We start from the raw sequence: 25,550 nt of genomic DNA on the forward strand, positions 1-25,550 counted from the left end.
GGCCTCAGGTGGACTCGCGCCGCACCAGCGTCGGATGGAAGACCACGGACGGCGCGGGGCCGTCGGCCGGCTTGCCGATCTGCTTCAGGAGGAGCCGGGCCATCTCGGCCGCCATCTCCTCCACCGGCTGACGCACGGTCGTCAGCGGCGGGTCGCACGCCACCGCCGCGTTGCTGTCGTCGAAGCCCACCACCGCCACGTCCCCGGGCACGTCCCTGCCCGCCCGCAGCAGGACGGGCAGCGCGCCCAGCGCCATCAGGTCCGAGGCGATGAACACCGCGTCGAGATCCGGCCGCTCGCTCAACAGCCGCCGCATCGCCGAAGCCCCGCCCGTGTGGGTGAAGTCCCCTTCCGCCGTCACCACGTCCCCGATGCCGTGCTGCTCCAGCGCGTCCAGGAACCCGGTCAGACGGACCTGCCCCGCGGGCATGTCCTGCGGGCCCGAGACCGTCCCGATACGCCGTCGCCCCAGGGCCGCCAGGTGATCGGCCGCCAGCTGCGCCCCGGCGCGCTGGTCCGCCTCCACGTAGGTGAGCGGCGAGGGCCTGCGGGGACGGCCCGCCAGCACGGCGGGCAGCCGGGTCTCGTGGAGCAGGCCGGGCAGCGGGTCGTCGGCGTGCGAGGAGATCAGCACCACCCCGTCCACGTGCCCCTGGCGCAGATACGACAACAGCTGGTTACGTGAAGCCTCGTCGTCGGCCAGCATCAGCACCATCTGGATGCCGGCGGGGCGCAGGACGTCCATCAGACCGCCGACGACGCGTCCGAAGTGCGGGTCGGAGAACATCCGGCCGATGAACGGCTCGGAGACCGGGCGGCGTTCGCGTTCCGACACCACGAGGGCTATCGAATCGGTCCGCCGGGTCACCAGCGAGCGCGCCGCACGGTTGGGGACGTAGCCCGTGGTGGCGACCGCCTCCTCCACGACCCGCCGCAGGGCCGGGTCCACCGTGGTGGCCCCGTTGATCACACGGGACACGGTCGCCCGGGAGACGCCCGCCACCGCGGCCACGTCCTCCAGGGTGGCGGGGCGCACGGGCGGCGACACATCGGCAGTCATGCAGTCTTTATACCGGGTGATCCGACGGGCACGCGAAGGGTTCCGGCACGTCAGCGGCCCCGCCCGCGCACAGCGCGGTCAGGTCGGCCAGTTGTTCCCCCCGTGCGGTGACGAGCGCCCGGGCCCGTGCCTTGGCCTCGGCCCGGCTGCCGGCCGTCGTCTCGGAGCGCGAGACCTGCTGCGACTGGCGCAGATGGTCGCGGATCCGCGCCACTACCAGGCGGTCGAAGGCGGTCCCCCCGGTCCTGCGGGCGTCGTCGAGGTCATCGGCCGTCACCATGCCCGGCATGTCGTGTCCCTTGTGCACGTCGGTGTCCGGCAGCCCCATCCGGTCCCGCAGCCGCCGCAGGCCGGCGAGTTCGGTGGCCTGGGCGCTGCGCAGGCGGGCCGCCCAGGACCGCAGCCGGGGGCCGTGGCCCTTCTCCGCGGCGAGGTCCAGCAGGACGACGGCCTGTCCGGTCATGGGAATCATCAACTGGACCCAGGCGGCATCGGTCGCCTGCGTGGAGGGGGAGGCAGCCGCGCTCGGGAGGACGGGGGCCGGATCCGCGCCTCCTCCGCGTCCGCAGGCGGTCAGGGCGCTGAGCAGGAGGAGCAGCGCTGCGGTGCGACGAGCCGCCATCGGCAGGTGGTCCTTGCGTGAGGGCGCCTGCCCGGCCCGGGGACCCGGGCCGGGCAGACGCCGGTGGAGGATGGGCGGACGAGCCGTCAGGGAGTGCCGTCGGCACCGCACTTGATGATGGCGTTGATGCAGTCCCGGACCCGCTGGGCCATCTCGGCCTCGGGCCATACGTTGAAGAAGTCGCCGTGCATGGTGTAGCCGCGTCCGGAGGCCAGCCGGAAACGCGCCGGGTCCCCGTTGACCGGGTAGCGCAGGACCTGGCGCAGCTTGGGCACGGGAACGGGGTGGGTCGACGGGCAGGCTCCGGCCACCGGATAGGACATGTGGCTCTTGTGGTCGGGCGAGTCGAGATCCCTGCCGTTCCAGCACTGCGGGAAGTCCAGGTAGCTCTCCATCATCGATCCCGCGGGGCAGTTGACGAAGTCGTGGGACGGGTTCACCTCGCCGTGGTGCAGGCAGGACCAGCGCGAGAGGGTGTTGTCGCCGGGGCCGGTCGCCTTGGCGTTGCCCGCGACGATCCGCAGACCCCGGGGGAACGGCTTGATCGTCCGGATGATGTCGTCCCGCACCCCTTCACCGAGGTAGTAGAAGGTGGTGCCGGTCGGCTCCACCTCCTTGTTCCCGTCGTACAGCGTGGGGACCCAGTACGAGGACAGGTCGGTCGTGGGGGAGCAGCTGGTCCCGGCCCTCTCCAGTGAGGCCAGGTCGGAGTGGGCGTTGGTGGAGTCGTTGCCGAAGAAGCTGTGCATGTGCGAGGCGCCGGGCAGACCGGGGAGCACGATCGGGTCGTCGGGAGCCCGGTGCGTGTAGGGGCATTCGGCGAGGAACTCGGCGACCCGCACCACGTCGGCGGCGGCCTTCGGCCCGGGCCGCGAGCGGTCGGCGGCCGCGTTGCCCGCGTTGGCCTGGATGAGCGACGCGGCCAGCGCGGCGACTGCGAGCCCCGCGATCCGGTAGCGCCATCGCGACAGGGCTCTGCGCCTGCCGGTTTCGGACGTACGTCTGTCGAGAAGGAGCACGGCACTCCTGTTCCGAGGAAGTGGGGTTCCTCCTGACCGGTCGTCCGGCCAGGGGAGAGAGCGCTCTCTTGAACGAACGTAGGAGCGTGACGTAAGCATGTCAATAACTTGAACGTGATCCTCAACCTCCTGCCTTTCACGCATGGTTGCTGCTTCCGGCGTCGGGAGAGCGCTCTCTCATCCGGTGGGTCGGTCCGTCGGCGGGGAGGGTTGTCAGTGGGGCGCGGCAGGATGGTGGTCATGACGACGAACTCAGCCGGCGTGCTCGCCGACACCGCCGCCTACGCGGCTGCCGTGGAAAAGGCCAAGCGTGCCGCCGCCGCGTACTACACCGCGGGTGAGAGCGCGCTGGACGACGACGCGTACGACCGGCTCGTGCGCGGGATCGCGGCCTACGAGGAGGAGCACCCGCAGGAGGTGCTGGACGCCTCGCCCACGGGGAAGGTCGCCGGCGGGGCGGCGTCGGGGGACGTGCCGCACACCGTGCCGATGCTCTCGCTGGACAACGTGTTCTCCGCCGAACAGTTCGTCACCTGGACCGCGTCCGTGGAGCGGCGGATAGGCCGGCCCGTCGCCGCCTGGAGCGTGGAGCCCAAGCTCGACGGTCTGGCCGTCGCGGTGCGCTACCGGCAGGGCCGCCTCGAGCAGTTGATCACCCGCGGCGACGGTACGGCCGGCGAGGACGTCTCGCACGCGATCGGAACCGTGCTCGGCCTGCCCGAGCGGCTCGGCGCTCCCGTCACCCTGGAGGTGCGCGGCGAGATACTCATGACCGAGGAGCAGTTCGAGCAGGCCAACGCGGTGCGCACGGAACACGGCGCCGCCCCCTTCGCAAACCCGCGCAACGGGGCCGCGGGCACCCTGCGGGCCAAGGATCGCCCGTACCGCGTCGAGATGACCTTCTTCGCCTACGGCGCGCTCGCGCTGCCCGATTCGGGCGAGCTGTCGGCCACTCTGGCCGCCCTCCCGCACAGCGAGGTCCTGGAGTACGTCGCCGGGCTCGGCGTGCACACGGCGGCGGGCACCGCGGTCGCCCCGCGCACCGTCACCACGGCCGAGGAGGTGCAGGCCGGGGTCGAGGGCATCGCCGGTCTGCGCGCCTCGTTGCCGTTCGGGATCGACGGCATCGTGATCAAGGCGGACCTGGCGGCCGACCAGCGCGACGCGGGTTCGGGTACGCGCGCGCCGCGCTGGGCCATCGCCTACAAGCTTCCCGCCGTGGAGAAGGTCACCCGGCTGCTCGGGGTCGAGTGGAACGTCGGCAGGACCGGCATCATCGCGCCGCGCGCCGTGCTGGAGCCCGTCGAGATCGACGGATCCACCGTCAGCTACGCCACACTGCACAATCCGGCCGACATCACCCGGCGCGATCTCCGCGTGGGTGACCAGGTGATGGTCTACAAGGCGGGCGACATCATCCCCCGCATCGAGGCGCCCGTCGCGCATCTGCGCACGGGTGAGGAGCAGCCGGTCGAGTTCCCCGAGGTCTGCCCGCGGTGCGGTTCGGAGATCGACATGAGCGAGCAGCGCTGGCGCTGCACCAGGGGCCGCGACTGCCGCCTGGTCGCCTCCATCTCCTACGCGGCGGGCCGCGACCAGCTGGACATCGAAGGGCTCGGCGCCACCCGGGTCGTCCAGCTCGTCGACGCGGGCCTCGTCCAGGACTTCGCCGACCTCTTCACCTTGGAGCGGGAGCAGCTGCTCTCCCTGGAGCGTATGGGGGAGACCTCCACCGACAATCTGCTGGCTGCCGTCGAGACGGCCAGGACCCGTCCGTTGTCCCGCGTCTTCTGTGCGCTCGGTGTACGCGGCACGGGCCGATCCATGTCGCGCCGGATCGCCCGCCACTTCGCGTCGATGGACCGGATCGTCGCCGCGGACGCGGAGGCGTTGCAGCGGGTGGACGGCATCGGCAAGGAGAAGGCGGCGGCGGTCGTCACGGAGCTGGCGGAGCTGGCGCCGCTGATCGGCAAGCTGGTCGCCGCCGGGGTCAACATGACCGAGCCCGGTGCGACCCCTCCGCCGGAGCCGGGGGAGGCACAGGAGACCGGCGCGGACGACCGGGCGACGACCGGTCTGCCGCTCGCCGGAATGACGGTCGTGGTGACCGGGGCCATGACGGGGATGCTGGGAGAGCTCTCGCGCAACCAGATGAACGAGCTGATCGAACGGGCCGGCGGCAAGTCCTCCTCCAGTGTCTCCAAGCGCACGAGTCTGCTCGTCGCAGGGGAGAAGGCCGGATCCAAGCGGGCCAAGGCCGAGGAACTGGGAGTCCGGATAGCCGCGCCCGAGGAGTTCGCGGAGCTGGTCGAGGGCTGTCTGGTCCAGGAGGCGTGACACGGCACCTTCGGCCCGAACCCTGGGATTGTGAAGAGGGTGGCGTTTCTCTGCCTTCTATCGCATAGTGAGGGCACGATCATGCCTCGCTATCAATGGGTCGGCGAAGGCCGTGGGCGAGGGTGGCAGACCCGAGGGTGAGGGCCGATGCGTTCTTCGCGTGACGGCCGGCGACGCGGTCGGCCGGTCCTCGGGCGGCCCGGCCCCCACGCCGGCGCCACGCACCGGCCAGGACCCGCCAGGGGACTGGCCATCGACCTCGGCAGTTCCGGGGCCCGTGCCTGGATTCCGGGGCAGGGCCTCGTCGCCGGCCCGCCCGCCGGCTGGGAGGGCGGCGCACGCCGGCCGGTGCGGCGGGGACGCATCGTCGACGCGGAGTCCTGCGCCGGACTGCTGTCGTACCTCGCCGAGACCGCGCTGGGCGCCGACCGGCGGGACAGCGTGGTCGCGCTCAGCCATCCGGTGCTGGCCGGACGCGAACACCACGCGCAGGCGAGGGAACTCCTCGCCGCCCTGGACGTGTCCGGTGCCGTCATCCTCAGCAGCGCCCGTGCCGCGGCCGCGTGCGCGGGACGGCTCGACGACGGCCCCGTGCTCGTCGCCGACCTGGGAGCCGAACTCACCGAGGTCGCCCTGCTCGTCGGCGGAACGGTCGTCGACGCCCGCCAGGCCGACACGGGGCTGAGCGATCTCGAACCGCCCTCGACGCCCGTCGGACTCGCCCGGACCGTCGTCGATATGATCACGTCCATGTGGCGTGAGGACCAGCACGGCGCGGTGCGCGGAGCGCTGCGCCGTGGGCTCGTGCTCACCGGTGGCGGAGCGCTGCGCGCCGAGGTCACCGACCGGATCGCGGGCCGCCTCGGTGCGCCCGTGCACATCGTCCGCGACCCCGCGACCGCAGTCGTGCGGGGTGCCGCGCTGGTCCTGGGATCCGCCCTGGGCTCCGCCGCTGCGGATACGGCGCCCGTCCGCCCGGCCCGGCCCAGGTGAGCCCCCTCCTGGGGGCGCCCCGGGGGAGCGCGCCCCCGCGGGGGCCGCACGAGGGACCGCGGGACCGGGCACGGCACCTCCTCGCCGCACTGCTCCTCGTCGTCCTGACCGTTCTGGGGACCGCGACCGCCGGAAGCGCGGCCGGGCCGGCCACCGGGGGCTCCGTCGCCGGGCAGGCCACCGGTCCTGCCGCGTACCTCTCCGGGCCGGCCGCGCCCGCGGCCCGTTCCGCACATGCCACCGGGCGTAGCGCCGACCCCGCCCTCGCCGCCGGGCGCACCGCCGACCCCGCCTTCCGTGCGGCCCACGACCCGGCGCACGTCACCCACAGCGTCGTCGACGACTCCGGACCCCCGGCAGCCGCTCCTCCCGTTCCCGCGTGGCATACGCAGGTCGTTCCCGCGCCCGGGCCGCTCGCGGGCGCCGAACGCCCGCAGGCCCCGCACCACGTTCCTCCACCCGGCCACGGTGCCCTGCCACCGGGGCCGGAGGGCCTTCCGCTGCCTCGCGGCGTCGCGTCCGGGGCCGCGGCCACGCGGCCCGCGGTCGCACGCGACCGGGCGGCGCTGCCCGGTGTGCGGGGCCCTCCAGGGGCGACGGCCGGTCAGCCGGCCGTTCGCCGGTCCTGCTCCACAGACCCGTCGTCCCGCCCTCCCCGCTGAGGCCAGGGCGGACGACGCCCACTCAAGGGGATCCCCATGACTCGCGCCACCACGGTGCGAGCAGTTCTGGCTGCCGCCGTCCTGCTCGTCTCCGTGTTCATCACGCTGACCATGTCACCCAGACTCGGCCTCGACCTCCAGGGCGGCACCCGGATGGTGCTTCAGGCCAAGGACTCGGCCACCGCGAAGGCGGACCGGGAAAGCACCGACCGCACCCTGGAGGTACTGCGGCAGCGCATCGACTCCCTCGGCGTCGCCGAACCGGTCCTGACCCGTTCGGGCGAGGACCGGATCATCGTGGAACTGCCCGACGTCCAGGACCCGCGCCAGGCCGCCGAGGTCCTCGGAAGAACCGCCCAGCTCAGCTTCCACGCGGTGCAGGGCCCCGGGACCGAGGGGACCGAGGACGGGCGGACCGGCTCGTCCGAGGGCGGGCAGGTGCTTCCCGACGAACGAGGAGGCCTGCTCGACCTCGGTCCGGCCCGGCTCTCCGGAGCCGGCGTCAAGGACGCCACCGCTGACTTCGACGCCCAGCAGGGCACCGGATGGAGCGTCTCGCTCGACTTCCACGAGGACGCGGGACGGGACTGGAAGCGGCTCACCGGCGAAGCCGCCTGCAACCCGGCCGGCGACGAACGGCGCCGTGTCGCGATCGTCCTCGACGACAAGGTCATCTCCTCGCCCCAGGTGGACCGGTCGGCCGGATGCAAGGCGGGTCTGCCCTCGGGGTCCACGCAGATCACCGGCTCCTTCAGCGCCGACGAGGCACGTGACCTCGCCCTGCTCATCAAGGGCGGCGCACTGCCCGTACCGGTCGAGATCGTCGAACAGCGGACCGTCGGTCCGACGCTCGGGGCCGAAGCCATCGACGCCAGCGCCCGTGCCGCTCTGATCGGTGCCGCCGCCACCGCGCTCCTCATCACCTTCGTGTACCGGCTCTTCGGCGGTCTCGCGGCGCTGGCGCTGGCCGCGTACGGAGTGATCTCGTACGCCGCCCTCGTCGCCCTGGGGGTCACCCTCACCCTGCCGGGCCTCGCCGGCTTCGTCCTGGCCGTCGGCATGGCGGTCGACGCCAACGTCCTCGTCTTCGAACGGGCCCGCGAGGAGTTCGCCGCCCGCCGTAACGGCACACTCCGCTCCGCGCTGAACGCCGGTTTCCGTAACGCCTGGAGCGCGGTCGCCGACTCCAACGTCACCACACTGATCGCCGCCGGGCTCCTCTTCTTCCTGGGCTCGGGGCCGGTCAAGGGCTTCGGGGTCACCCTCGCCATCGGTGTCATCGTCTCGATGTTCTCCGCGCTCGTCATCGCCCGTGCGCTCACCGAGATCGCGGCAGGATCCCGGTTCGTCAGCGACTACCGGGGCGTCAACGGGATCGCGCGCCCGGGCCGCGTCCGCAGGTGGCTCGACAGGCGCGACCCCCAGCTGTTCCGCGCACCGCACCGCTGGCTGATGGTGTCCGCCGCACTCGTCCTCGTCGCCGTGACCGGCATCCTCGTGCGCGGCGTCGACCTCGGTGTCGAATTCACCGGCGGCCGGCTCGTGGAGTACTCCACCAACAGGCCCGTCGACGTCGGGACCGCCCGCGACACGCTCGCCGCCGCGGGCTTCGCCGACGCCGAGGTCACGACCACGGGCGGAAGCGATCTCTCCGTCCGCACCGGGAAGCTGGACAACGACGGGGAGCACGCCCTGCGCTCCGCGCTCGCCGAAGAGGGGGGCGGGGCCACCAAGATCCGTGACGAGCTGATCGGACCCAGCCTCGGCGACGAACTGCGGCGCAACGCCCTGATCGCGCTGGGCGTGGCCGTGTGCGTGCAGCTCGCCTATCTCGCGGTGCGGTTCCGCTGGACCTTCGCCGTCGCCTCGGTCGGTGCACTCGTGCACGACGTCGTCATCCTGGTGGGTGCCTTCGCGTGGCTCGGACGCACTGTCGACGGGATCTTCCTGGCAGCCCTGCTCACCGTCATCGGCTACTCCGTCAACGACTCCGTCGTGGTCTTCGACCGGGTCAGGGAGCTGTGGGCGCGCAGCCGCCGCACCCCGGTCGCCGATGTGGCCAACCGGGCCGTGCTGCAGACCGTCCCGCGCACCGTCAACACGGGGATGGGCGCCGTCTTCATCCTGGTCGCCCTCGCGGTGCTGGGCGGTGACTCGCTCGCCGACTTCGCGCTCGCCCTCCTCATCGGCGTCTGCGTGGGGACGTACTCCTCCGTGATGACAGCCGTACCGGGGGCGCTCCTCCTGGAGCGGAGCAGCAAGGCCCCGCCGCCGGCCCGCACACGGGCGCCGAAGCGCAGGACGGCGGCCGGGAGGACACGCCGGGACCCCGCCGACAACGGGGCACGCGTGTAGCGCGCCGGGGACGCGACGCGCCGGACGGGGCGGATGAGGCCCTGCCCGGCGCGTACGGCGGTACGGCCGTGGGGACTGCGGCACGCTCCGGACCACTTGCGGTGAGCGGGGTGTGCCGCTCATGCCCGTCGTGCCGCGTGACGCAGGGGGCACCTGGCCGTCCTGGCCGCGGTGGCGCCCCTCCCGGCCCGGAGCGACGTCCCTGGACGCGGCCACCCGTCGGAGGACGAGGCGCGCACACCGGCGTCGAGGGCCCTCTCCGTGTCGGGGCGACAGCGGACCCGACACGGCCGTAACGTCGCGGACACCACCGACCGCGTCGATACGCCTCAGGAGCCGCTGACATGCCCACTGAACCGTTGTCCGCCCACGCCATCGAGGCCGGTCTGCGCGAGCTGCCCGGCTGGCGGCTCGAGGGGGACCGGATCACCCGTACCTACCGGCTGCCCTCGCACTTCGCCGCGGCCGGGCTGACCGTCCATGTCGCCCAGATCCAGGAGGAGCTCGACCACCACTCGCAGCTCACGCTCGGGTACGACACCGTGGCGCTCGCCGTGCACACGCACGACGCGGGTGGCGCCGTCACGCGCAAGGACCTCGACCTGGCCGCCCGCGTCGAGGGCGTTGCCGCCGGACACGGGGCACGGTAGACCGCGACGCCCCGGAGATCAGGCTGCCGGGCCGAAGCGGGGATGTGCGGCGAGCCAGCCCGCGTAGCTGTCGCTGCGCCGCACCGCCTCCGCGTACGCCGAGCGGGTGTGCCCGGTCACCGCTCCGGCCGCGGCGCCGGCGGCTGCGGAGCCCGGATGCCGGCCGAGCAGGTGGCGCCAGCTCAGCGGTGAGCCGGCGAGGGGACGGGTCACCAGGCCCGGGGCCGGGGGGAACGTGGCCCGGCACAGCCCGACCGCCCTGCCCACCTGGACCAGATGGACGACGGACGCCGTGTCCGTCTCGTACACCGACGCCGGCGTGAAGCCCGCCTGTGCGCACGCGGCGGTGAAGCAGTCGGCGAAGCATCCGTCACCGGGTACGTCGGCCCAGCACTCGTCCGCCAGCGCGGACAGTTCGAGTTCGCGCTCGCCGGCCAGCGGGTGGTCGCCGGGCAGCATGACGAACACCGGGTCGACCCCGATGACCTGCCAGACCAGGCGGTCCGCCATCGGCGGCGGGCTCTCCCCACAGGCACCGATCAGGGCGAAGTCGAGTCGGCCGTCGATCAGCAAGGAGGCGATCTCCGCGACCGACCAGGAGGTGTACGTGGTCACCGGCGCCGTCGGGTGCGCGGTGGCCAGCCGGTCGACCAGGCCGCCGAGCAGCGGGCCGTGCGTGCCGCCGAGCCGGAAGCGTTCCACCGTGGACCGGGCATTGGCGAAGCGCACCGCCTCCTCCTGGAGCCCGCTGACCGCGGGCAGCACGACCCGGGCCCTTTCGAGCACCAGCTCGCCGAGCGGTGTGGGCCGCGCTCCGGTGTGGTCCCGGTCGAAGAGCGGGCCGCCGAGGGCCTTCTCGATCCTGCGCAACTGGGCGCTGAGCGCGGGCTGCGCGAGCCCCAGTGCCGCCGCGGCCCTGGTGAGGCTGCCGGTGTCGGCGATGGCCCGTACCGTGCGCAGATGACGTAACTCCAGCTCCATGCGCGCACGTTATGGCCGACGGAGCGCACCGGCAAGACGCGGGGCGCGCTCAGGAGTCGTCCCGTGCCCGGCGCCTGCCAGGAAGCGGTTCGGTCCGTGTCCGGCCAGGGACGCCCGTGAAGCGGTCACGCGGGCGCGGGATCAGGCGTCCTTCCGGGCTGCGGCACGGCGCTGCCGTTTGCCGAGCGGCGCCTGGGAGAGGTCCTCCGCGCTGCTCCTGAGGTTCTTGTAGCCGTAGCCGCGTCCGGCCAGCCACGCCCTCGCCGCCTCCTCGGCGCGCTCGGTCGCCTCCAGGATGTGCTCCTCCTCGTCACCCGAGTCCTGGAAGCGGAAGGTGAAGGCCGGACGCGCCGCCAGGTCGTAGGTGAGGTGCCCCTCGGGGGTGAAGGCCGCGCGCAGGACGTCATGCTCAGCGGCATCGGCCAGCAGCTCGGCCCGCTGACCGGAGCTGAGTCCGTCGAAGACACCACGGACCGTGATACGGAAGGTACGAGTACTCATCCCGCGACCTTAGCCAGCGGCATCAGCGCCGTTCCACCAGGTTTACGCGTCCCCGCCGGGCGGACACGCGGACGGCGCCCCACCACGCATCGAGCCGGTGGGGCGCCGCCGTGCGCGGGGCCGGGCTCAGGCGCCCAGGTTCATCTCCGCCGGGTCGGAACCGAGGCGCTTGCCCTCGTCGAGAGCGGCGAAGGCGGCCAGGTCGTCGGCGTCCAGCTCGAAGTCGAAGACGTCGATGTTCTCCGCGATCCGCGAGGGTGTCACGGACTTGGGGATCACCACGTGGCCGGTCTGGAGGTGCCAGCGGAGCACCGCCTGGGCCGGGGTCCGGCCGTGCTTGTGCGCGACGGCGGCCACCGTCGGGACCTCCAGGAGGCCCTTGCCCGAGCCCAGCGGCGACCAGGCCTCGGTGACGATGCCGTGCTCGGCGTGGAAGGCGCGCGACCTGGCCTGCTGGAGCTGCGGGTGCAGCTCGATCTGGTTGACCGCGGGGACGACGGACGTCTCGCCCAGCAGGCGCTCCAGGTGCTCCGGGTTGAAGTTGGACACACCGATGGACTTGGCGCGGCCGTCGGCGAGGATCCGCTCGAAGGCCTTGTAGGTGTCGACGTAGGCATCCTTGGCGGGCACCGGCCAGTGGATCAGGTACAGGTCCACGTAGTCGAGACCCAGCTTGTCCAGCGACGCGTCGAAGGCGCGGAGCGTCGAGTCGTATCCCTGCTCGGCGTTCCACAGCTTGGTGGTGACGAACAGCTCCTCACGGGCCACTCCGGAGGCGGCGAGGGCCTTTCCCGTGCCCGCCTCGTTCCCGTAGATCGCGGCGGTGTCGATGCTCCGGTACCCGGCCTCCAGGGCCGTTGTCACGGCCGTAGTGGCCTCGTCGTCCGGCACCTGCCAGACACCGAAGCCGAGCTGAGGCATCTCGAGGCCGTTGTTGAGGGTGATGGTGGGGACCTGGCTCACGAGCAGTCGATCCTTTGCGTTGGTCGGTTGGTACTCCCAGCGAGAACGAACGGACGGGCCCAACCATTCCCACCTGCCCGGATCCGGCGAACCGGAAGGGTGTCCATCTGACGCACCGCCAGGTACGGCGGCCGGGCTCAGCGGTACAGGGCGTCGACCTCGGCCGCGTACGCCGTCTCGATGGCCTTCCGCTTCAGTTTCAGCGACGGGGTGAGCAGACCGTGCTCCTCGGTGAACTGGTGCGCCAGGATGCGGAAGGTGCGGATGGACTCCGCCTGCGACACCGCGGTGTTCGCGGCCACCACGGCCCGGCGCACCTCCATCTCCAGGTCGGGGTCACGCACCAGCTCGGCGGCGCTCATCGGCGTGCGGCCCTGCATGGCGAGCCAGTGCTCCACGGCCTCGTGGTCGACGGTGACCAGCGCGGCGATGTAGGGCCGGTCGTTGCCGACGACGATGCACTGCGCGACCAGCGGGTGCGCGCGCACCCGCTCCTCCAGGCCGGTCGGGGCGACGCTCTTGCCCCCGGAGGTCACCAGGATCTCCTTCTTGCGACCGGTGATGGTCAGGTAGCCGTCCTCGTCGAGTGCGCCGAGGTCGCCGGTGGCCAGCCACCCGTCGTGCAGCACGGCGTCCGTGGCCTTGGGGTCGCCCAGGTAGCCCGAGAACACGTTGGAGCCGTGCACCCAGATCTCGCCGTCCCGTGCGATGTGCACCGAGGATCCGGGGATCGGTTGTCCGACCGTGCCGTAACGGGTGCGCTCGGGCGGGTTGGCCGCCGCTGCCGCCGTCGTCTCGGTGAGTCCGTAACCCTCGTAGACCGTGACGCCCGCACCCGCGAAGAACAGCCCGAGCTGCCGGTTCATGCCGGAGCCGCCCGACATGGCGTGCCGCACCCGGCCGCCCATCGCGTCGCGGACCTTGCGGTAGACGACCTTGTCGAAGAACTGGTGCTGCATCCGCAGCCCGGCGGACGGGCCGGGGCCCGTCCCGAAAGCACGCTCCTCCATCGCCTCCGCGTACTTCACCGCGACCTCGACGGCCTTGTCGAACGCCCCCGCTCGGCCCTCGGCCTCCGCCTTGCGCCGCGCGCCGTTGAACACCTTCTCGAAGATGTAGGGGACCGCGAGGATGAAGGTGGGCCGGAACGCGACCAGGTCCGGCATCAGGGCCTTCGCCGACAGCTCGGGCTGGTGTCCCAGTTTGACCCGGCCGCGCAGTGCGGCGATCTCCACCATGCGCCCGAAGACGTGGGCGAGCGGCAGGAAGAGCAGTGTCGCCGCCTCCTCGCCGGGCTTGGAGAGGAACACCGGGTGCCAGCGGCCGACCATGGTGTCGGCCTCGAACATGAAGTTGGCGTGGGTGATCACACAGCCCTTGGGGCGCCCCGTCGTGCCGGAGGTGTAGATCACGGTCGCCACCGATTCGGGGGTCACAGCGCGGCGGTGCCGGTGCACGACCTCGTCGTCGACCAGTGCCCCGGCGTCGACGAGCTCGGTCACCGCGTCGGCGTCCAGCTGCCAGAGCCGGTGCAGGTGCGGCAACCGGTCGATCACCGAACCGATCGTCATCGCGTGGTCCTCGTGCTCGACCATCACGGCCGCGACTTCGGCGTCGTGCAGCATCCACAGGACCTGCTCGGCCGACGACGTGGGATAGACCGGTACCGACTGCGCGCCCACGGTCCAGAGGGCGAAGTCGAAGAGGGTCCACTCGTAGCGCGTGCGGGACATCAGGGCGACCCGGTCGCCGAACCTGATGCCGTGCGCGATCAGTCCCTTGGCGAGCGCGAGCACCTCGTCGCGGAACGCGGCGGCGGACACGTCGTGCCACCGGCCCTCCGCGTCCTTGCGCCCGAGTGCGATCCGGTGGGGGTCCTCCTCGGCGTGGTCGAAGACGGTATCGGCGAGACCGCCGACTTGAGGGGCGGCGGCCATGGGTGGGACAGTGAACTCGCGCAATGACCTGCTCCTTGTGGCGCTCCGCACGGCGCCGCGACGCTACCTCACCGCCCAGGGCCGGGGGAGGGTCCGAAGTCTCCGGAAAACGTGGCATCTGGCCATGCCGACCGTAGAAATCGGGCCAGATGGGCAACGCCCGGGCGGACTTCTGACCGTGGAGTAAGTAGCTGGGGCGGGAATCTCCACCGAATCTGTACGCGGCGCTTACGCCGATTCCGGGTGCGACGGCAGGACCGGTCCGCGGTGCAGACGGTCGCCGCCCGCCAGGATCGCCGCCGCGAGGGCGTCCGCGGCCTCCTGGGCGGTGTCCCTGCGGCGCCCGTGCAGCAGCACGAAATCCACATCCCCGAGCTCCGGCAGACCCGCCCGTGACGGCACCGGCACGAGCCCCGGCGGGATGAGCCCCCGCGTGTGCGCCATGACCCCCAGTCCGGCGCGGGCCGCCGCGACGAGTGCGCTCAGACTCGCACTCGTACACGCGAACCGCCAGGACCTGCCGTGCTCCTCCAGCACCTCCAGGGCGCGGGCCCTGGTGATGCCGGGGGGCGGGAAGGCGATCAGGGGGACCGGGCGCTCGGGATCGATCCGCAGCTGCGGGGCACCGATCCAGGCCAGGGTGTCCTGCCAGACCAGCTGCCCGTGCGTGTCCCCGGTACGCCGCTTGGCCAGGACCAGGTCGAGCCGGCCCGCCGCGAGCTGCCGGTGCAGAGCGCCGGACAGCTCCACCGTCAGCTCCAGCTCGACCTCCGGGTGCTCGCGCCGGAACGACTCCAGGATCTCCGGCAGCCGGGTCAGCACGAAGTCCTCCGAGGCTCCGAAGCGCAGCCGTCCACGCAGCCGGGTGCCCGTGAAGAACGCCGCCGCCCGCTCGTTGGCCTGCAGGATCGTCCGGGCGAAGCCCAGCATGGCCTCCCCGTCCTCGGTGAGGTCCACCCGGTGTGTGTCCCGGCTGAAGAGCTGCCGGCCGGCCTCGGACTCCAGCCGGCGGACGTGCTGGCTGACCGTGGACTGCCGGACGCCCAGCCGGCGTGCCGCCTGGGTGAAGCTCAGGGTCTGGGCGACGGCCAGGAAGGTGCGGAGCTGGACGGGGTCGTACATGAGGCGAGGTTATCGCGATCCGTGATGACAGTCAGTGCGGTGTACGGGTTTCCCGATCGCTGCCCCCGGGAGCACGATGGGCAGGGCACGACCTCACCGAGAGAGTACGGAGCACATGAGCCGCCGCACCAGCCGCCGAATCCCCGCGCTGCCGTCATGGCTGCCGGTCGACCCCTACATCCTGGCGCTGGTCGGCACGGTCGTGCTCGCGGCCCTGCTCCCGGTGTCAGGAACCGGGGCCGAGGTGGCGGGCGGTGCGTCGACCGGCGCGGTGGCCCTGCTCTTCTTCCTCTACGGAGCGCGGCTGTCCACCGCGGAGGCGCTCGACGGCCTGAGGCACTGGCGTCTCCACCTCATGGTCCTGGCCTGCACCTTCGTGGTGTTCCCGCTGCTCGGACTCGCCGGCCACGGACTGGTGCCTCACGTGCTGACCCCGCAGCTCCACGACGGTTTCCTGTTCCTGTGCCTGGTGCCCTCGACCATCCAGTCGTCGATCGCCTTCACCTCGATCGCCCGTGGCAACGTCCCGGCCGCCATCTGCGCGGGCTCCTTCTCCAGCATCGCCGGAATCCTGCTCACGCCCCTCCTGGCGGCGGCGCTGCTCGGCGGCAGCGGGGGAGGGTTCTCGGCGGACTCCCTCGTGAAGATCGTTCTCCAGCTGCTGGTGCCCTTCCTCGCGGGCCAGCTGCTGCGGCGCTGGGTCGGAGGGTTCATCGGCCGGCACCGCAAGGTCCTCGGTCTCGTCGACCGGGGCTCGATCCTGCTCGTCGTCTACACGGCGTTCAGCGAGGGCATGGTGGCCGGGATCTGGCAGCAGGTCACACCGCTGCGGCTCGGCGCACTGCTCGGAGCCGAGGCCGTGCTGCTGGCCGTCATGCTCTCGGTGAGCTGGTACGGGGCGAAGCGACTGGGCTTCGGGCGGGAGGACCGGATCGCCATCCAGTTCGCCGGTTCGAAGAAGAGCCTGGCTGCCGGGCTCCCCATGGCCAGCGTCCTGTTCGGCGCGCACGCGAGCCTCGCGGTGCTGCCCCTGATGCTCTTCCACCAGATGCAGCTGATGGTCTGCGCGGTGATCGCGAAGCGCCGCTCGCGGGATCCGCTCCCGGACGGCGGGACGTCGTCCCAGCACCCGGTCGTGGTGAGCTGACCCCCGAGGGGCGGGGTGACGACGGGTGAGGCCCGATCCCCGCGCCGCCCCACCCCCCGGCAGCCACCGGCACGGCGCGTCCGGTCCCTGACGGACCGGTGGCTCCGGGCCTTTTCACGCCGTCGTCACCGGGCGCCGTCCTCGGCCGGGTCCGCGCAGGATGCGCCCCGTATGCCGGAGAGGCCGGACCCGGTCCGGCTGCGGGCGTTGGCCTCGGCGACGCGGGCGCTCAACAGCTCGGCCGGGCCGAGCGGCCGGAGGCGGGACGGGTCCGCGTCCCACTCGCGGCCTCCGCCGAGCGGGCGGAGCTGGAGGTACGGGCCCTCGTGCCCCATGACCGTGCCCACACGGCCGCTCCCGCCGTCGTGCACGATCGCCCCGACGCCAGGGGCGCCGGCCTCCGTCACCTGGCCGCTCCCCGCCCGATCACGGCGGCAAGGGCGTGCGCCACCGGGGCGGAGCAGATGCCGAGGTGGACCAGGGCGTACCGGCCTGCGCGCGCGCCCTCGCCGCCGTCCGCGTCCGGCCACGGGGTGCGGACGTCCATCGCGGGCAACTGGATGCCGGCGCCGGTGAGTGCGGTGGCCAGGGCGTCGCGCGCGTCGACGGCCTCCTGGATCCTGTCCCCGGCCGCCCGCTCCGCCCCGGGGAGGGGGGCGGGCGCACCGGGCCGGGGCGTCCTGCGGGGGAGGGGCGGCTTCTGCGACGGCGGCGTCATGGCTTCTTCCTTCGATGGTTCTTTCGCGGATTCCTCTGCCCGGCCACCCACACCGGGGCTACGTTGCGTGAGGGGCTCGGTTACGAGAGTGACCCGGTCAGGGGCATGAAACGCCGAGGGCGGGATGTGCTTCCCCGGCGGGTGAGGCAAGTTCCACACGTTCCACGGAGGGCACGATGCCGACGAGGCGCGCGGTCACGGGCCGCAGCAGGGAACCACGCGCACGGTTCGCGGAGGAGCTGCGGCATCTGCGCGCCGAGCGCGGCGAGAGCCTGCGCCAGCTCGGCGAACGGCTGGGCTGGGACTGGTCGTTGTTCGGGAAGATGGAGAAGGGTGAGACGGTCGGCGGGCCCGAGGTGGTCCAGGCACTGGACCAGTACTACGGCACACCGGGTCTGCTGCTGGCGCTGTGGGAGCTGGCGGTCAGCGACCAGACGCAGTTCAAGGAGCGGTACCAGCGGTACATGGCGCTGGAGGCGGAGGCGACGAGTCTGTGGCACTTCGCGGTGAGTGTGCTGCCGGGACTGCTACAGACGCCGGGGTACGCGCGGGAACTGCTGGCGTCCGGCGGGTTCAGTGGGGTACGGCTGACGCAGCAGGTGGAGGCACGGATGGGACGGCGGAACATGCTGGAGGGGGAGGGTGCGCCGCTGTTCCGGACGATCCTGTCGGAAGCGGCTCTTCGGACAGCGTTGCGCAGTGCGGAGGATTGGCGGGAACAGCTCGAGTATCTGTCCGAGATGTCGGAGCGGCCGAACGTCACCCTTCAAGTGCTGCCGCAAAGTGCCGGGTTGCACGGCTTGTCGAGTACTGACGTCTGGTTTCTCCGGCTGCCGGACAGTCGTACTGTGGCGTATACGGAACACGGGTACGGAGGGGAACTCCACGCGGAAAGCGTTGCGGTGGAGCGCATGCAACGTGCGTACGATGCGACGCGTGACCTGGCGCTTTCCCCAGCCGAGTCGCAGAAATTCGTCCTGCGCATGTTGGAGGAAATGCCGTGCGATCCATCGACCTGAGCGCCGCGACCTGGCGCAAGAGCAGCTACAGCAACCAGGATGGTGGCGCGTGCATCGAGATCGCTGATGACTTCGCAGTTGTGGTTCCCGTACGTGACAGCAAGAACCCGCAGGGACCTGCCCTCACGTTCGCGGCGGACGGCTGGTCGTCGTTCGTGTCCGCCGTGAAGGACGGTGCGCTGGGCGCCTGAACCCGCCCTTCCGCGACGGCCCCGTGCAGCGGGCGGGCCGGCTCAGCTCTGGCCCACCGCCGCGTCGAGGGCGATGCGGTGGTCGCCCGCGTACACGTTCATGGACTGGCCGCGCAGGAAGCCGACGAGGGTCAGTCCGCTCTCGGCCGCGAGGTCCACGGCCAGCGACGACGGCGCCGAGACCGCCGCCAGCATCGGTATCCCCGCCATCACCGCCTTCTGCACCAGTTCGAAGGACGCTCGCCCCGAGACCAGCAGGATCACCTGCGAGAGCGGCAGCCGGTCGTCGGTGAGGGCGCGTCCCACGAGCTTGTCGACCGCGTTGTGGCGGCCGACGTCCTCCCGGACGTCGAGCAGCTCGCCCTCCGGCGAGAAGAGCGCCGCCGCGTGCAGGCCACCGGTCCGGTCGAACACCCGTTGCGCGTCGCGCAGCCGGTCGGGGAGGGCGGCGAGCAGCGCGGGCGTCACCCGGACCGGGGGAGTGTCGGCGACGGGGTGGCGGGTCGTGGTGCGGACCGCGTCGAGACTGGCCTTGCCGCAGAGTCCGCAGGACGAGGTGGTGTAGACGTTGCGCTCCAGCGTGATGTCGGGGACCGCGACTCCGGGCGCGAGCTTCACGTCCACCACGTTGTACGTGTTGACGCCTTCGGCGGTGGCGCCCGCGCAGTACACGATCGACTGCACCTCGGATCCCTCCCCGATCACGCCCTCGCTCACCAGGAAGCCCGCCGCGAGCGCGAAGTCGTCACCCGGGGTGCGCATCGTGATGGCGAGCGGCCTGCCGTTCAGCCGGATCTCCAGTGGCTCCTCCGCTACGAGCGTGTCGGGACGGGTCGTGACCGCCCCGTCCCGGATGCGGAGGGTGCGGCGACGCTCGGTGACCCGTCCCATAGCCGTTACACCCGATTCTGTACGTGTCGGTAGCCGAAGCGGCCCTTGATACAGAGGTTGCCACGGGTCGCCGGGCCGTCGTGCGGCGAGGTGACCTGGACGATCTCGCTGGTCCCGTACGCGAGTGTCAATGCGCGGAAATCGTCTACAGTATGCGCCCGCCAGGGGTCGATACGCGTGACAGCGGGTGTCCTGTCCGTCGCGTTTCCGGTGCGGCGGCCGGAGTGTCCGCGAGAGTTCCCAAGGAGCTGTTCGAGACGCTCCAAGCTCGGGCCCGTATTCCTGTGGGGTTACGTGCCTCTGTACCGATCGGTAGCAACCAAGACTGGACAGTTCCTGCCTGACGTAGCGAGGGGAACCCGTACATGACCGGCTCACGTGTCGTGGCGCTCGGCCACTATCAGCCTGCCAAGGTCCTCACCAACGACGACCTGGCGGCCATGGTCGACACCAGCGACGAGTGGATCACCAGCCGGGTCGGCATCAAGACCCGGCACGTGGGCGGCCCCGGTGAATCCGTGGACGAACTGGCCGCGCACGCCGCGGCCAAGGCCCTCGCGTCGGCCGGACTCCAGCCGGCGGACATCGACCTGGTCCTCGTCGCCACCTCCACGGCCATCGACCGCTCGCCGAGCATGTCCGCCCGGGTCGCCGCGCGCCTGGGCATGAGCTCGCCGGCCGTGATGGACATCAACGTGGTGTGCTCCGGATTCACCCACGCGCTGGCCACCGCCGACCATGCGATCCGGGCCGGGGCCGCGTCCCGGGCCCTCGTCATCGGCGCCGACAAGATGGGTGACATCGTCGACTGGACCGACCGCTCCACCTGCGTCCTCATGGGTGACGGAGCGGGTGCCGCCGTCGTCACCGCCGACCCGGACGTGAGCGGAAGGCCGGGGATCGGTCCCGTCCTGTGGGGGTCCGTGCCCGGTATGGGCAACGCCGTGAGGATCGAGGGCACGCCACCGCGGTTCGCGCAGGAGGGGCAGTCCGTCTACCGGTGGGCGACCACGCAGCTGCCGCCCATCGCCCGCAAGGTGTGCGAGCGGGCCGGTGTCACGCCCGAGGACCTCGCCGCCGTCGTCCTCCACCAGGCCAACCTGAGGATCATCGAGCCCGTCGCACGGAAGATCGGTGCGGTCAACGCGGTCATCGCCCGTGACGTGGTGGATTCCGGCAACACCTCGGCCGCGTCGATCCCCATGGCGCTGTCGAAACTGGTGGAGCGCGGCGAGGTCGAGAGCGGTGCGCCGGCCCTGCTCTTCGGCTTCGGCGGGAACCTCTCGTACGCGGGTCAGGTGATCCGCTGCCCCTGAGGGCCCCGGCGTGGCATTGTGCTCGGTAGACTGCATACGATAAGCAATTGCCCGGCGCCCGGAGGGGGACCGCGATGTTGTCCGCAGGACTGCCGCAAGGAACGGTGCCGAAGCTGGAGCGGCCGGGGCCGTTGCGTGAGCGCGTGTACGAGGCGCTTCTCGAGCTCATCACCACGCGTGCCCTGCGCCCCGGCCAGCACCTGGTGGAGAGTGAACTGGCCGGGCACCTCGGGGTGTCGCGGCAGCCGGTGCGCGAAGCGCTCCAGCGGCTGAACACCGAGGGCTGGGTGGATCTGCGCCCCGCGCAGGGCGCCTTCGTGCACGAACCCACCGAGGAGGAGGCGGACCAGCTGCTCTCGGTCCGCACCCTGCTGGAGGCCGAGGCCGCCCGGCTGGCCGCCGCCCACGCGGGGCAGCCGGGCATCGAGGCCCTGGAGGAGCTCTGCTCGCAGGGGGAGCAGGCGGTCGCCGCCGACGACGTCGACCTCGCCGTCGCCACGAACGCCGCGTTCCACGCCAAGGTCATGGAACTCGCGGGCAACGTCGTCCTGTCCGAGCTCGCCGCCCAGGTCGACCGCCGGGTCCGCTGGTACTACACGCCGGTGGCCCGCCAGCGCGGCACCCGGTCCTGGATCGAGCACAGGGAGCTGATCGCCGCGATCGCCTCCCGGGACGAACAGCGGGCGACCGCGATCATGCGGGCGCACACCGAGCACACCCGGCAGACGTACCACCGACGCGAAGAGGCCTGACCGGGGCCGGACGCGAGACACGGAAGGCCGGGGCCCAGGCCCCGGCCTTCTCTCCGTACCGGCCTTCTCCGCGCACCGGCCGTAGGTCTTCGCACCCTGGCCCGCGCCCCCGCGCCCCCGCGCCCCCGCGCCCCCGCGCCCCCGCGCCCCCGCGACCGCCGGCGCCGCGCCCGGCGCGCCGCCCACGGGACGCATCTTTGTCCTGAGTGTGGAGAAAGTTGGAGCGGATTCCTGCGCAACTTCTTCCCACTCCGGTGAACCGCTGCTACGTTCCCCTCGAAAGCCCGACGGACTGGCCGATGTGGCGGGGAGGGACGCGTGAGACGCATGACGGCACGACCCGCGAACACGCATCAGGCGCGACTGCTCCGGCTGTTGCGTGACGGAGGGCCCAACTCCCGCGCACAGCTCGGGGACCAGGTCGACCTCTCGCGGTCCAAGCTCGCCGTCGAGGTGGACCGGCTCCTGGAGACCGGACTCGTCGTGGCCGACGGACTGGCCGCGTCCCGGGGCGGTCGCCGGTCCCACAACATCCGGCTCGCCCCCGGACTGCGCTTCCTCGGTGTGGACATCGGTGCCACGTCCATCGACGTGGCCGTCACCAACGCCGAGTTGGAGGTGCTCGGCCACCTCAACCATCCGATGGACGTACGGGAAGGGCCTGTCGCCGTCTTCGAGCAGGTCCTGGCGATGGCGGCCAAACTCCGGGCGTCCGGGCTCGCCGAAGGCTTCGACGGCGCCGGTATCGGCGTCCCGGGACCGGTCCGCTTCCCCGAGGGCGTACCGGTCGCGCCGCCGATCATGCCGGGCTGGGACGGCTTCCCGGTCCGCGAGGCGCTCAGCCAGGAACTGGGCTGCCCCGTCATGGTCGACAACGACGTGAACCTGATGGCGCTGGGGGAGCAGCACGCGGGCGTCGCCCGTTCCGTGGGCGACTTCCTCTGCGTCAAGATCGGTACGGGTATCGGCTGCGGCATCGTGGTGGGCGGAGAGGTCTACCGCGGTACGACGGGCAGCGCCGGGGACATCGGCCACATCCAGGTGGAGCCGGACGGGCGGGCCTGCGCCTGCGGCAACCGGGGCTGCCTCGAAGCGCACTTCAGCGGCGCCGCCCTCGCCCGTGACGCCGAGGACGCGGCCCGCACCGGCCGGTCCGCGGAGCTGGCGGCGCGGCTCGACGGGGCCGGGCGGCTCTCGGCCGTCGACGTGGCCGCCGCCGCGGCGGCCGGTGACCCCACGGCGCTGGACCTGATCCGTGAGGGCGGCAACAGGGTCGGTCAGGTCATCGCGGGACTCGTCAGCTTCTTCAACCCCGGCCTCGTCGTGATCGGCGGCGGGGTGACCGGACTCGGCCACAACCTCCTGGCCAGCGTACGCACCCAGGTCTACCGGCAGTCCCTGCCGCTGGCCACGGGCAACCTCCCCATCGTCCTCGGTGAGCTGGGGCCCGTAGCCGGAGTGACCGGCGCGGCCAGGCTCATCAGCGACCACCTGTTCTCGCCGGCCTGACACACGGGCCGGCGCGCCGTACGGCACGCGCTCCGCAGCTCCACCCGTAAGCAGCCCCCCGAGCTCCGTCCGCAGCACCGCACAGCAGTACCACCCAGCATTCCCGTCAGCAGTACGGCACTGCCGGCACTGCGCCCTGCCCGCTCACCGGCCTACCCCGCGATCTCGGCCCCGCCCGAGCAGGGGAGACCTCGTTCGCCGAGGGGATCCGTCATGGCACCAGAACCACCCCTGCTCACGATGTCCGGCATCACCAAGTCGTTCCCCGGTGTACGCGCCCTCGACGGCGTGGACCTGGAGGTGCTCGCCGGTGAAGTCCACTGCCTCCTCGGCCAGAACGGCGCCGGCAAGTCCACCCTCATCAAGGTGCTGGCCGGAGCCCACCAGCCCGACGACGGCGCCATCACCTGGGGCGGCGAACCCGTCCAGCTGTCCTCGCCGATCGCCGCGATGCGCCTGGGAATCGCCACCATCTACCAGGAACTCGACCTGGTGGAGGGCCTGTCGGTCGCGGAGAACGTCTTCCTCGGACATGAACCGACCAGCGCGGGCTTCGTCGTCCGGACACGTGAGGCCCGCACCGCGGCCGCCGCGCTCCTCGAACGCCTCGGACACCCGGAGATCGACCCGGCCCGCCCGGTCGGCGACCTCTCCGCAGCCCACCAGCAGATCGTCTCCATGGCGCGGGCGCTCTCCCACGACGTACGGCTCATCGTGATGGACGAGCCGTCCGCCGCACTGGACCCCGACGAGGTCGACAACCTCTTCCGGATCGTCGACGCCCTCACCGCCGACGGGGTGGCCGTCGTCTACATCTCGCACCGGCTGGAGGAGATCCGCCGCATCGGTGACCGGGTGACGGTGCTCAAGGACGGCAGGGCCGTCGCAGTGGGGCTTCCCGCCAAGTCCACCCCCACGCGCGACATCGTTGCCATGATGACCGGGCGCAACGTCGAGTACGTCTTCCCGGAACGGCCCGCACCCGGCGCCCGGTCCACGGCCGACCCCGTGCTGAAGGTCGAAGGGCTATGTCGCAAGGGCGAGTTCGAGCCCGTCGACCTGGAGCTGAGGCCCGGCGAGATCGTCGGCCTCGCGGGGCTCGTCGGCTCGGGACGCTCGGAGATCCTGGAGACCGTCTACGGCGCGCGGAAACCGACCGCGGGCCGCGTCCTCGTCGGCGGCACCCCCCTGCGCGCCGGCAGTGTCCGGGCCGCCGTGGCCGCCGGAATCGGCCTGGCACCCGAGGAACGCAAGGCGCAGGCCCTGCTGTTGACCGAATCCGTCACCCGGAACGTCTCGGTCTCCTCCCTGTCCCGCTTCTCCCGTGCCGGCTGGCTCGACCGGGGGGCCGAGCGCCAGGCCGCCAGGACCGCGACCCGCGAACTGTCCCTGCGGCCCGACAACCCTGACGCCGCTGTCCGCACCCTCTCCGGCGGCAACCAGCAGAAAGCGGTCCTGGCCCGCTGGCTGCTGAGGGGCTGCCGGGTCCTGCTGCTCGACGAACCGACCCGCGGCGTCGACGTCGGCGCCCGCGCCGAGCTCTACGCCGTGATCCGCCGGCTGGCCGACGAAGGCCTCGCCGTTCTGCTCGTCTCCAGCGAAGTGCCCGAAGTGCTGGGCCTCGCCGACCGGGTGCTGGTGCTCCGGGAAGGCCGTGTCGTGCACACGGCCGACGCCAGGGAGCTCGACGAGCACCGTGTCCTCGACCTCGTCATGGAAGGGAGCCCGACGTCATGACACAGCCCGCACCGCCGGCGCAGCACCACGGGCCGGAGAAGGGGACCGCGACAGGCCCCGCTGCCGCGCCGCCCTCGAAGCAGGGCGGTGGCCTGCGCGCGCTCGGCCTGCGCGCCGACGTCCGCAACCTGTCGCTGCTCGGTGTCCTCGCCGTGCTGGTGGCGGTCGGAGGCTTCACCGAACCGGACGCGTTCCTGGACACCGGGAACCTGCAACTGATCCTGACCCAGTCCTCGGTCATCGGGGTCGTCACCGTCGGTATGACCCTGGTCATCATCGGCGGCGGCATCGACCTGTCGGTCGGCGCGATGGTGGCACTCGCGTCCGTCTGGGCGACGACACTGGCCACCCAGGACTTCGGCTTCGCGGGCATCCTGTTCACCGCCGTGACCGTCGGCCTCGCCGCCGGGCTCGTCAACGGGGTGCTCATCGCCTACGGGCGCATGGTCCCCTTCATCGCGACGCTCGCCATGCTGGCCTCGGCACGCGGACTCGCCCTGCAGATCACCGACGGCAAGACACAGATCGTCACCGTGCAGTCCGTCCTCGACCTCGGCCTGCCCGACAGCTACGTGCTCGGCATCCCGCCGCTGGTGCTCGTCTTCGCCGCGGTCACCGTCGTCGGCTGGCTGGTCCTCAACCGGACCACCTTCGGCCGCCGTACGGTCGCCATCGGCGGCAACGCGGAAGCGGCGAGGCTCGCGGGCATCGACGTACGACGTCAGCGGCTGTACCTCTACCTGCTGTCCGGGCTCTGCTGCGGCATCGCCGCCTTCATGCTCATCATCCTGTCCGGATCGGGCCAGAACACCAACGGAAACCTGTACGAACTCGACGCCATCGCCGCCGCGATCATCGGCGGGACCCTTCTGAGCGGAGGCCGGGGCACGATCGTCGGATCCGTACTCGGTGTCCTGGTCTTCACCACGATCACCAACATCTTCGCGCTGAACAACCTGCAGAGCGACGTCCAGCAGATCGCCAAGGGCGCCATCATCGTCGCCGCCGTCCTCGTCCAGCGCCGCACCCTGCGCGGAGGCGAGACCTGAGCCCCTCCCGCGTGCCGCA

The 25,550-nt window shown here is 72.0% G+C and carries 24 protein-coding genes; 12 read left to right on the plus strand and 12 right to left on the minus strand.

Annotation, left to right across the window (positions count from 1 at the left end; translation table 11 throughout):
* Window positions 1-4: 4 nt before the first annotated feature.
* The 3 genes from ACHFIV_RS10000 to ACHFIV_RS10010 all read right to left on the minus strand — a co-directional run bounded on the left by ACHFIV_RS10000 (window position 5) and on the right by ACHFIV_RS10010 (window position 2,701).
* On the minus strand, window positions 5-1,060 hold the full coding sequence (locus ACHFIV_RS10000) for a LacI family DNA-binding transcriptional regulator (RefSeq protein ID WP_398965684.1): 1,056 nt from the start codon (window positions 1,058-1,060) through the stop codon (window positions 5-7).
* Between the two features lie 7 nt (window positions 1,061-1,067).
* Window positions 1,068-1,682 carry a DUF305 domain-containing protein gene (locus ACHFIV_RS10005; RefSeq protein ID WP_398965686.1) on the minus strand — a complete coding sequence of 205 codons (615 nt, stop codon included), beginning with the start codon at window positions 1,680-1,682 and terminating at the stop codon, window positions 1,068-1,070.
* A gap of 86 nt (window positions 1,683-1,768) precedes the next feature.
* On the minus strand, window positions 1,769-2,701 hold the full coding sequence (locus ACHFIV_RS10010) for a DUF1996 domain-containing protein (RefSeq protein WP_398965688.1): 933 nt from the start codon (window positions 2,699-2,701) through the stop codon (window positions 1,769-1,771).
* A gap of 240 nt (window positions 2,702-2,941) precedes the next feature.
* Here ACHFIV_RS10010 and ligA point away from each other — a divergent pair, with 240 nt between their 5' ends.
* The 4 genes from ligA to ACHFIV_RS10030 all read left to right on the plus strand — a co-directional run bounded on the left by ligA (window position 2,942) and on the right by ACHFIV_RS10030 (window position 9,698).
* Complete coding sequence (ligA, locus tag ACHFIV_RS10015; protein WP_398965690.1) at window positions 2,942-5,038, plus strand: NAD-dependent DNA ligase LigA; 2,097 nt, start codon at window positions 2,942-2,944, stop codon at window positions 5,036-5,038.
* 147 nt (window positions 5,039-5,185) lie between these two features.
* Window positions 5,186-6,031, plus strand: a complete 846-nt coding sequence (locus ACHFIV_RS10020; RefSeq protein WP_398965692.1) for a rod shape-determining protein MreC — start codon at window positions 5,186-5,188, stop codon at window positions 6,029-6,031.
* A gap of 698 nt (window positions 6,032-6,729) precedes the next feature.
* Window positions 6,730-9,048: a protein translocase subunit SecD gene (gene secD, locus ACHFIV_RS10025; RefSeq protein WP_398965693.1), complete on the plus strand. Its 2,319-nt coding sequence runs from the start codon at window positions 6,730-6,732 to the stop codon at window positions 9,046-9,048.
* A 344-nt stretch (window positions 9,049-9,392) separates the two neighbouring features.
* Entirely contained in the window at window positions 9,393-9,698 is a 306-nt protein-coding gene (locus ACHFIV_RS10030) for a 4a-hydroxytetrahydrobiopterin dehydratase (RefSeq protein WP_398965695.1), read from the plus strand.
* A gap of 18 nt (window positions 9,699-9,716) precedes the next feature.
* Here ACHFIV_RS10030 and ACHFIV_RS10035 read toward each other — a convergent pair whose 3' ends face one another.
* From ACHFIV_RS10035 to ACHFIV_RS10055, 5 genes are all read right to left on the minus strand, one after another.
* Window positions 9,717-10,679, minus strand: a complete 963-nt coding sequence (locus ACHFIV_RS10035) for a LysR family transcriptional regulator (protein WP_398965697.1) — start codon at window positions 10,677-10,679, stop codon at window positions 9,717-9,719.
* A gap of 141 nt (window positions 10,680-10,820) precedes the next feature.
* Window positions 10,821-11,180 carry a DUF6204 family protein gene (locus ACHFIV_RS10040; protein WP_398965699.1) on the minus strand — a complete coding sequence of 120 codons (360 nt, stop codon included), beginning with the start codon at window positions 11,178-11,180 and terminating at the stop codon, window positions 10,821-10,823.
* 126 nt (window positions 11,181-11,306) lie between these two features.
* The gene (locus tag ACHFIV_RS10045) at window positions 11,307-12,143 is read right to left on the minus strand and encodes an aldo/keto reductase (RefSeq protein ID WP_398965700.1); all 837 of its coding nucleotides are present in this window, start codon (window positions 12,141-12,143) and stop codon (window positions 11,307-11,309) included.
* A 137-nt stretch (window positions 12,144-12,280) separates the two neighbouring features.
* Entirely contained in the window at window positions 12,281-14,080 is a 1,800-nt protein-coding gene (locus ACHFIV_RS10050; RefSeq protein WP_398966001.1) for an AMP-dependent synthetase/ligase, read from the minus strand.
* 228 nt (window positions 14,081-14,308) lie between these two features.
* Window positions 14,309-15,202 carry a LysR substrate-binding domain-containing protein gene (locus ACHFIV_RS10055; protein WP_398965702.1) on the minus strand — a complete coding sequence of 298 codons (894 nt, stop codon included), beginning with the start codon at window positions 15,200-15,202 and terminating at the stop codon, window positions 14,309-14,311.
* Between the two features lie 115 nt (window positions 15,203-15,317).
* Here ACHFIV_RS10055 and ACHFIV_RS10060 point away from each other — a divergent pair, with 115 nt between their 5' ends.
* Entirely contained in the window at window positions 15,318-16,349 is a 1,032-nt protein-coding gene (locus ACHFIV_RS10060; protein WP_398965704.1) for a bile acid:sodium symporter family protein, read from the plus strand.
* Window positions 16,350-16,474: 125 nt separating this feature from the next.
* Here ACHFIV_RS10060 and ACHFIV_RS10065 read toward each other — a convergent pair whose 3' ends face one another.
* Together ACHFIV_RS10065 and ACHFIV_RS10070 are read right to left on the minus strand one after the other, a co-directional pair.
* Window positions 16,475-16,756 (minus strand): hypothetical protein, encoded by a 282-nt coding sequence (locus ACHFIV_RS10065; RefSeq protein ID WP_398965706.1) that lies wholly within the window; start codon window positions 16,754-16,756, stop codon window positions 16,475-16,477.
* The gene (locus ACHFIV_RS10070; RefSeq protein ID WP_398965708.1) at window positions 16,753-17,067 is read right to left on the minus strand and encodes a hypothetical protein; all 315 of its coding nucleotides are present in this window, start codon (window positions 17,065-17,067) and stop codon (window positions 16,753-16,755) included. The genes ACHFIV_RS10065 and ACHFIV_RS10070 overlap by 4 nt, the downstream gene beginning before the upstream one ends.
* A gap of 176 nt (window positions 17,068-17,243) precedes the next feature.
* Here ACHFIV_RS10070 and ACHFIV_RS10075 point away from each other — a divergent pair, with 176 nt between their 5' ends.
* A complete protein-coding gene (locus ACHFIV_RS10075; RefSeq protein WP_398965710.1) occupies window positions 17,244-18,086 on the plus strand; it encodes a helix-turn-helix domain-containing protein in 843 nt (280 codons plus the stop codon).
* Entirely contained in the window at window positions 18,068-18,277 is a 210-nt protein-coding gene (locus tag ACHFIV_RS10080) for a DUF397 domain-containing protein (RefSeq protein ID WP_398965713.1), read from the plus strand. Before ACHFIV_RS10075 ends, ACHFIV_RS10080 begins: the two co-directional genes overlap by 19 nt.
* A 42-nt stretch (window positions 18,278-18,319) precedes the next feature.
* Here ACHFIV_RS10080 and fdhD read toward each other — a convergent pair whose 3' ends face one another.
* Window positions 18,320-19,168: a formate dehydrogenase accessory sulfurtransferase FdhD gene (gene fdhD, locus ACHFIV_RS10085; protein ID WP_398965715.1), complete on the minus strand. Its 849-nt coding sequence runs from the start codon at window positions 19,166-19,168 to the stop codon at window positions 18,320-18,322.
* A gap of 5 nt (window positions 19,169-19,173) precedes the next feature.
* Complete coding sequence (locus ACHFIV_RS10090; RefSeq protein WP_398965718.1) at window positions 19,174-19,434, minus strand: hypothetical protein; 261 nt, start codon at window positions 19,432-19,434, stop codon at window positions 19,174-19,176.
* A 99-nt stretch (window positions 19,435-19,533) separates the two neighbouring features.
* Here ACHFIV_RS10090 and ACHFIV_RS10095 point away from each other — a divergent pair, with 99 nt between their 5' ends.
* The 5 genes from ACHFIV_RS10095 (at window position 19,534) to ACHFIV_RS10115 (ending at window position 25,531) form a co-directional block, all read left to right on the plus strand.
* Entirely contained in the window at window positions 19,534-20,484 is a 951-nt protein-coding gene (locus ACHFIV_RS10095; RefSeq protein ID WP_398965721.1) for a beta-ketoacyl-ACP synthase III, read from the plus strand.
* 74 nt (window positions 20,485-20,558) lie between these two features.
* Window positions 20,559-21,236: a GntR family transcriptional regulator gene (locus tag ACHFIV_RS10100; RefSeq protein ID WP_398965724.1), complete on the plus strand. Its 678-nt coding sequence runs from the start codon at window positions 20,559-20,561 to the stop codon at window positions 21,234-21,236.
* Window positions 21,237-21,563: 327 nt separating this feature from the next.
* Window positions 21,564-22,745: an ROK family transcriptional regulator gene (locus tag ACHFIV_RS10105; RefSeq protein WP_398965727.1), complete on the plus strand. Its 1,182-nt coding sequence runs from the start codon at window positions 21,564-21,566 to the stop codon at window positions 22,743-22,745.
* A gap of 213 nt (window positions 22,746-22,958) precedes the next feature.
* A complete protein-coding gene (locus tag ACHFIV_RS10110; RefSeq protein WP_398965729.1) occupies window positions 22,959-24,482 on the plus strand; it encodes a sugar ABC transporter ATP-binding protein in 1,524 nt (507 codons plus the stop codon).
* Window positions 24,479-25,531, plus strand: a complete 1,053-nt coding sequence (locus tag ACHFIV_RS10115) for an ABC transporter permease (RefSeq protein ID WP_398965732.1) — start codon at window positions 24,479-24,481, stop codon at window positions 25,529-25,531. The genes ACHFIV_RS10110 and ACHFIV_RS10115 overlap by 4 nt, the downstream gene beginning before the upstream one ends.
* The last annotated feature ends 19 nt before the right edge of the window (window positions 25,532-25,550 follow it).

The sequence above is a fragment of the Streptomyces sp. ALB3 genome, from assembly GCF_044385685.1.
Lineage (GTDB): Bacteria > Actinomycetota > Actinomycetes > Streptomycetales > Streptomycetaceae > Streptomyces.

Bases quoted from the DNA above. Each gene is read 5' to 3' on its own strand.
- ACHFIV_RS10000 (WP_398965684.1), bottom strand. From the start codon at position 1,060: ATGACTGCCGATGTGTCGCCGCCCGTGCGCCCCGCCACCCTGGAGGAC.
- ACHFIV_RS10005 (WP_398965686.1), bottom strand. From the start codon at position 1,682: ATGGCGGCTCGTCGCACCGCAGCGCTGCTCCTCCTGCTCAGCGCCCTG.
- ligA (WP_398965690.1), top strand. From the start codon at position 2,942: ATGACGACGAACTCAGCCGGCGTGCTCGCCGACACCGCCGCCTACGCG.
- ACHFIV_RS10020 (WP_398965692.1), top strand. From the start codon at position 5,186: ATGCGTTCTTCGCGTGACGGCCGGCGACGCGGTCGGCCGGTCCTCGGG.
- secD (WP_398965693.1), top strand. From the start codon at position 6,730: ATGACTCGCGCCACCACGGTGCGAGCAGTTCTGGCTGCCGCCGTCCTG.
- ACHFIV_RS10030 (WP_398965695.1), top strand. From the start codon at position 9,393: ATGCCCACTGAACCGTTGTCCGCCCACGCCATCGAGGCCGGTCTGCGC.
- ACHFIV_RS10035 (WP_398965697.1), bottom strand. From the start codon at position 10,679: ATGGAGCTGGAGTTACGTCATCTGCGCACGGTACGGGCCATCGCCGAC.
- ACHFIV_RS10040 (WP_398965699.1), bottom strand. From the start codon at position 11,180: ATGAGTACTCGTACCTTCCGTATCACGGTCCGTGGTGTCTTCGACGGA.
- ACHFIV_RS10050 (WP_398966001.1), bottom strand. From the start codon at position 14,080: ATGGCCGCCGCCCCTCAAGTCGGCGGTCTCGCCGATACCGTCTTCGAC.
- ACHFIV_RS10055 (WP_398965702.1), bottom strand. From the start codon at position 15,202: ATGTACGACCCCGTCCAGCTCCGCACCTTCCTGGCCGTCGCCCAGACC.
- ACHFIV_RS10060 (WP_398965704.1), top strand. From the start codon at position 15,318: ATGAGCCGCCGCACCAGCCGCCGAATCCCCGCGCTGCCGTCATGGCTG.
- ACHFIV_RS10070 (WP_398965708.1), bottom strand. From the start codon at position 17,067: ATGACGCCGCCGTCGCAGAAGCCGCCCCTCCCCCGCAGGACGCCCCGG.
- ACHFIV_RS10075 (WP_398965710.1), top strand. From the start codon at position 17,244: ATGCCGACGAGGCGCGCGGTCACGGGCCGCAGCAGGGAACCACGCGCA.
- fdhD (WP_398965715.1), bottom strand. From the start codon at position 19,168: ATGGGACGGGTCACCGAGCGTCGCCGCACCCTCCGCATCCGGGACGGG.
- ACHFIV_RS10095 (WP_398965721.1), top strand. From the start codon at position 19,534: ATGACCGGCTCACGTGTCGTGGCGCTCGGCCACTATCAGCCTGCCAAG.
- ACHFIV_RS10100 (WP_398965724.1), top strand. From the start codon at position 20,559: ATGTTGTCCGCAGGACTGCCGCAAGGAACGGTGCCGAAGCTGGAGCGG.
- ACHFIV_RS10105 (WP_398965727.1), top strand. From the start codon at position 21,564: ATGACGGCACGACCCGCGAACACGCATCAGGCGCGACTGCTCCGGCTG.
- ACHFIV_RS10110 (WP_398965729.1), top strand. From the start codon at position 22,959: ATGGCACCAGAACCACCCCTGCTCACGATGTCCGGCATCACCAAGTCG.
- ACHFIV_RS10115 (WP_398965732.1), top strand. From the start codon at position 24,479: ATGACACAGCCCGCACCGCCGGCGCAGCACCACGGGCCGGAGAAGGGG.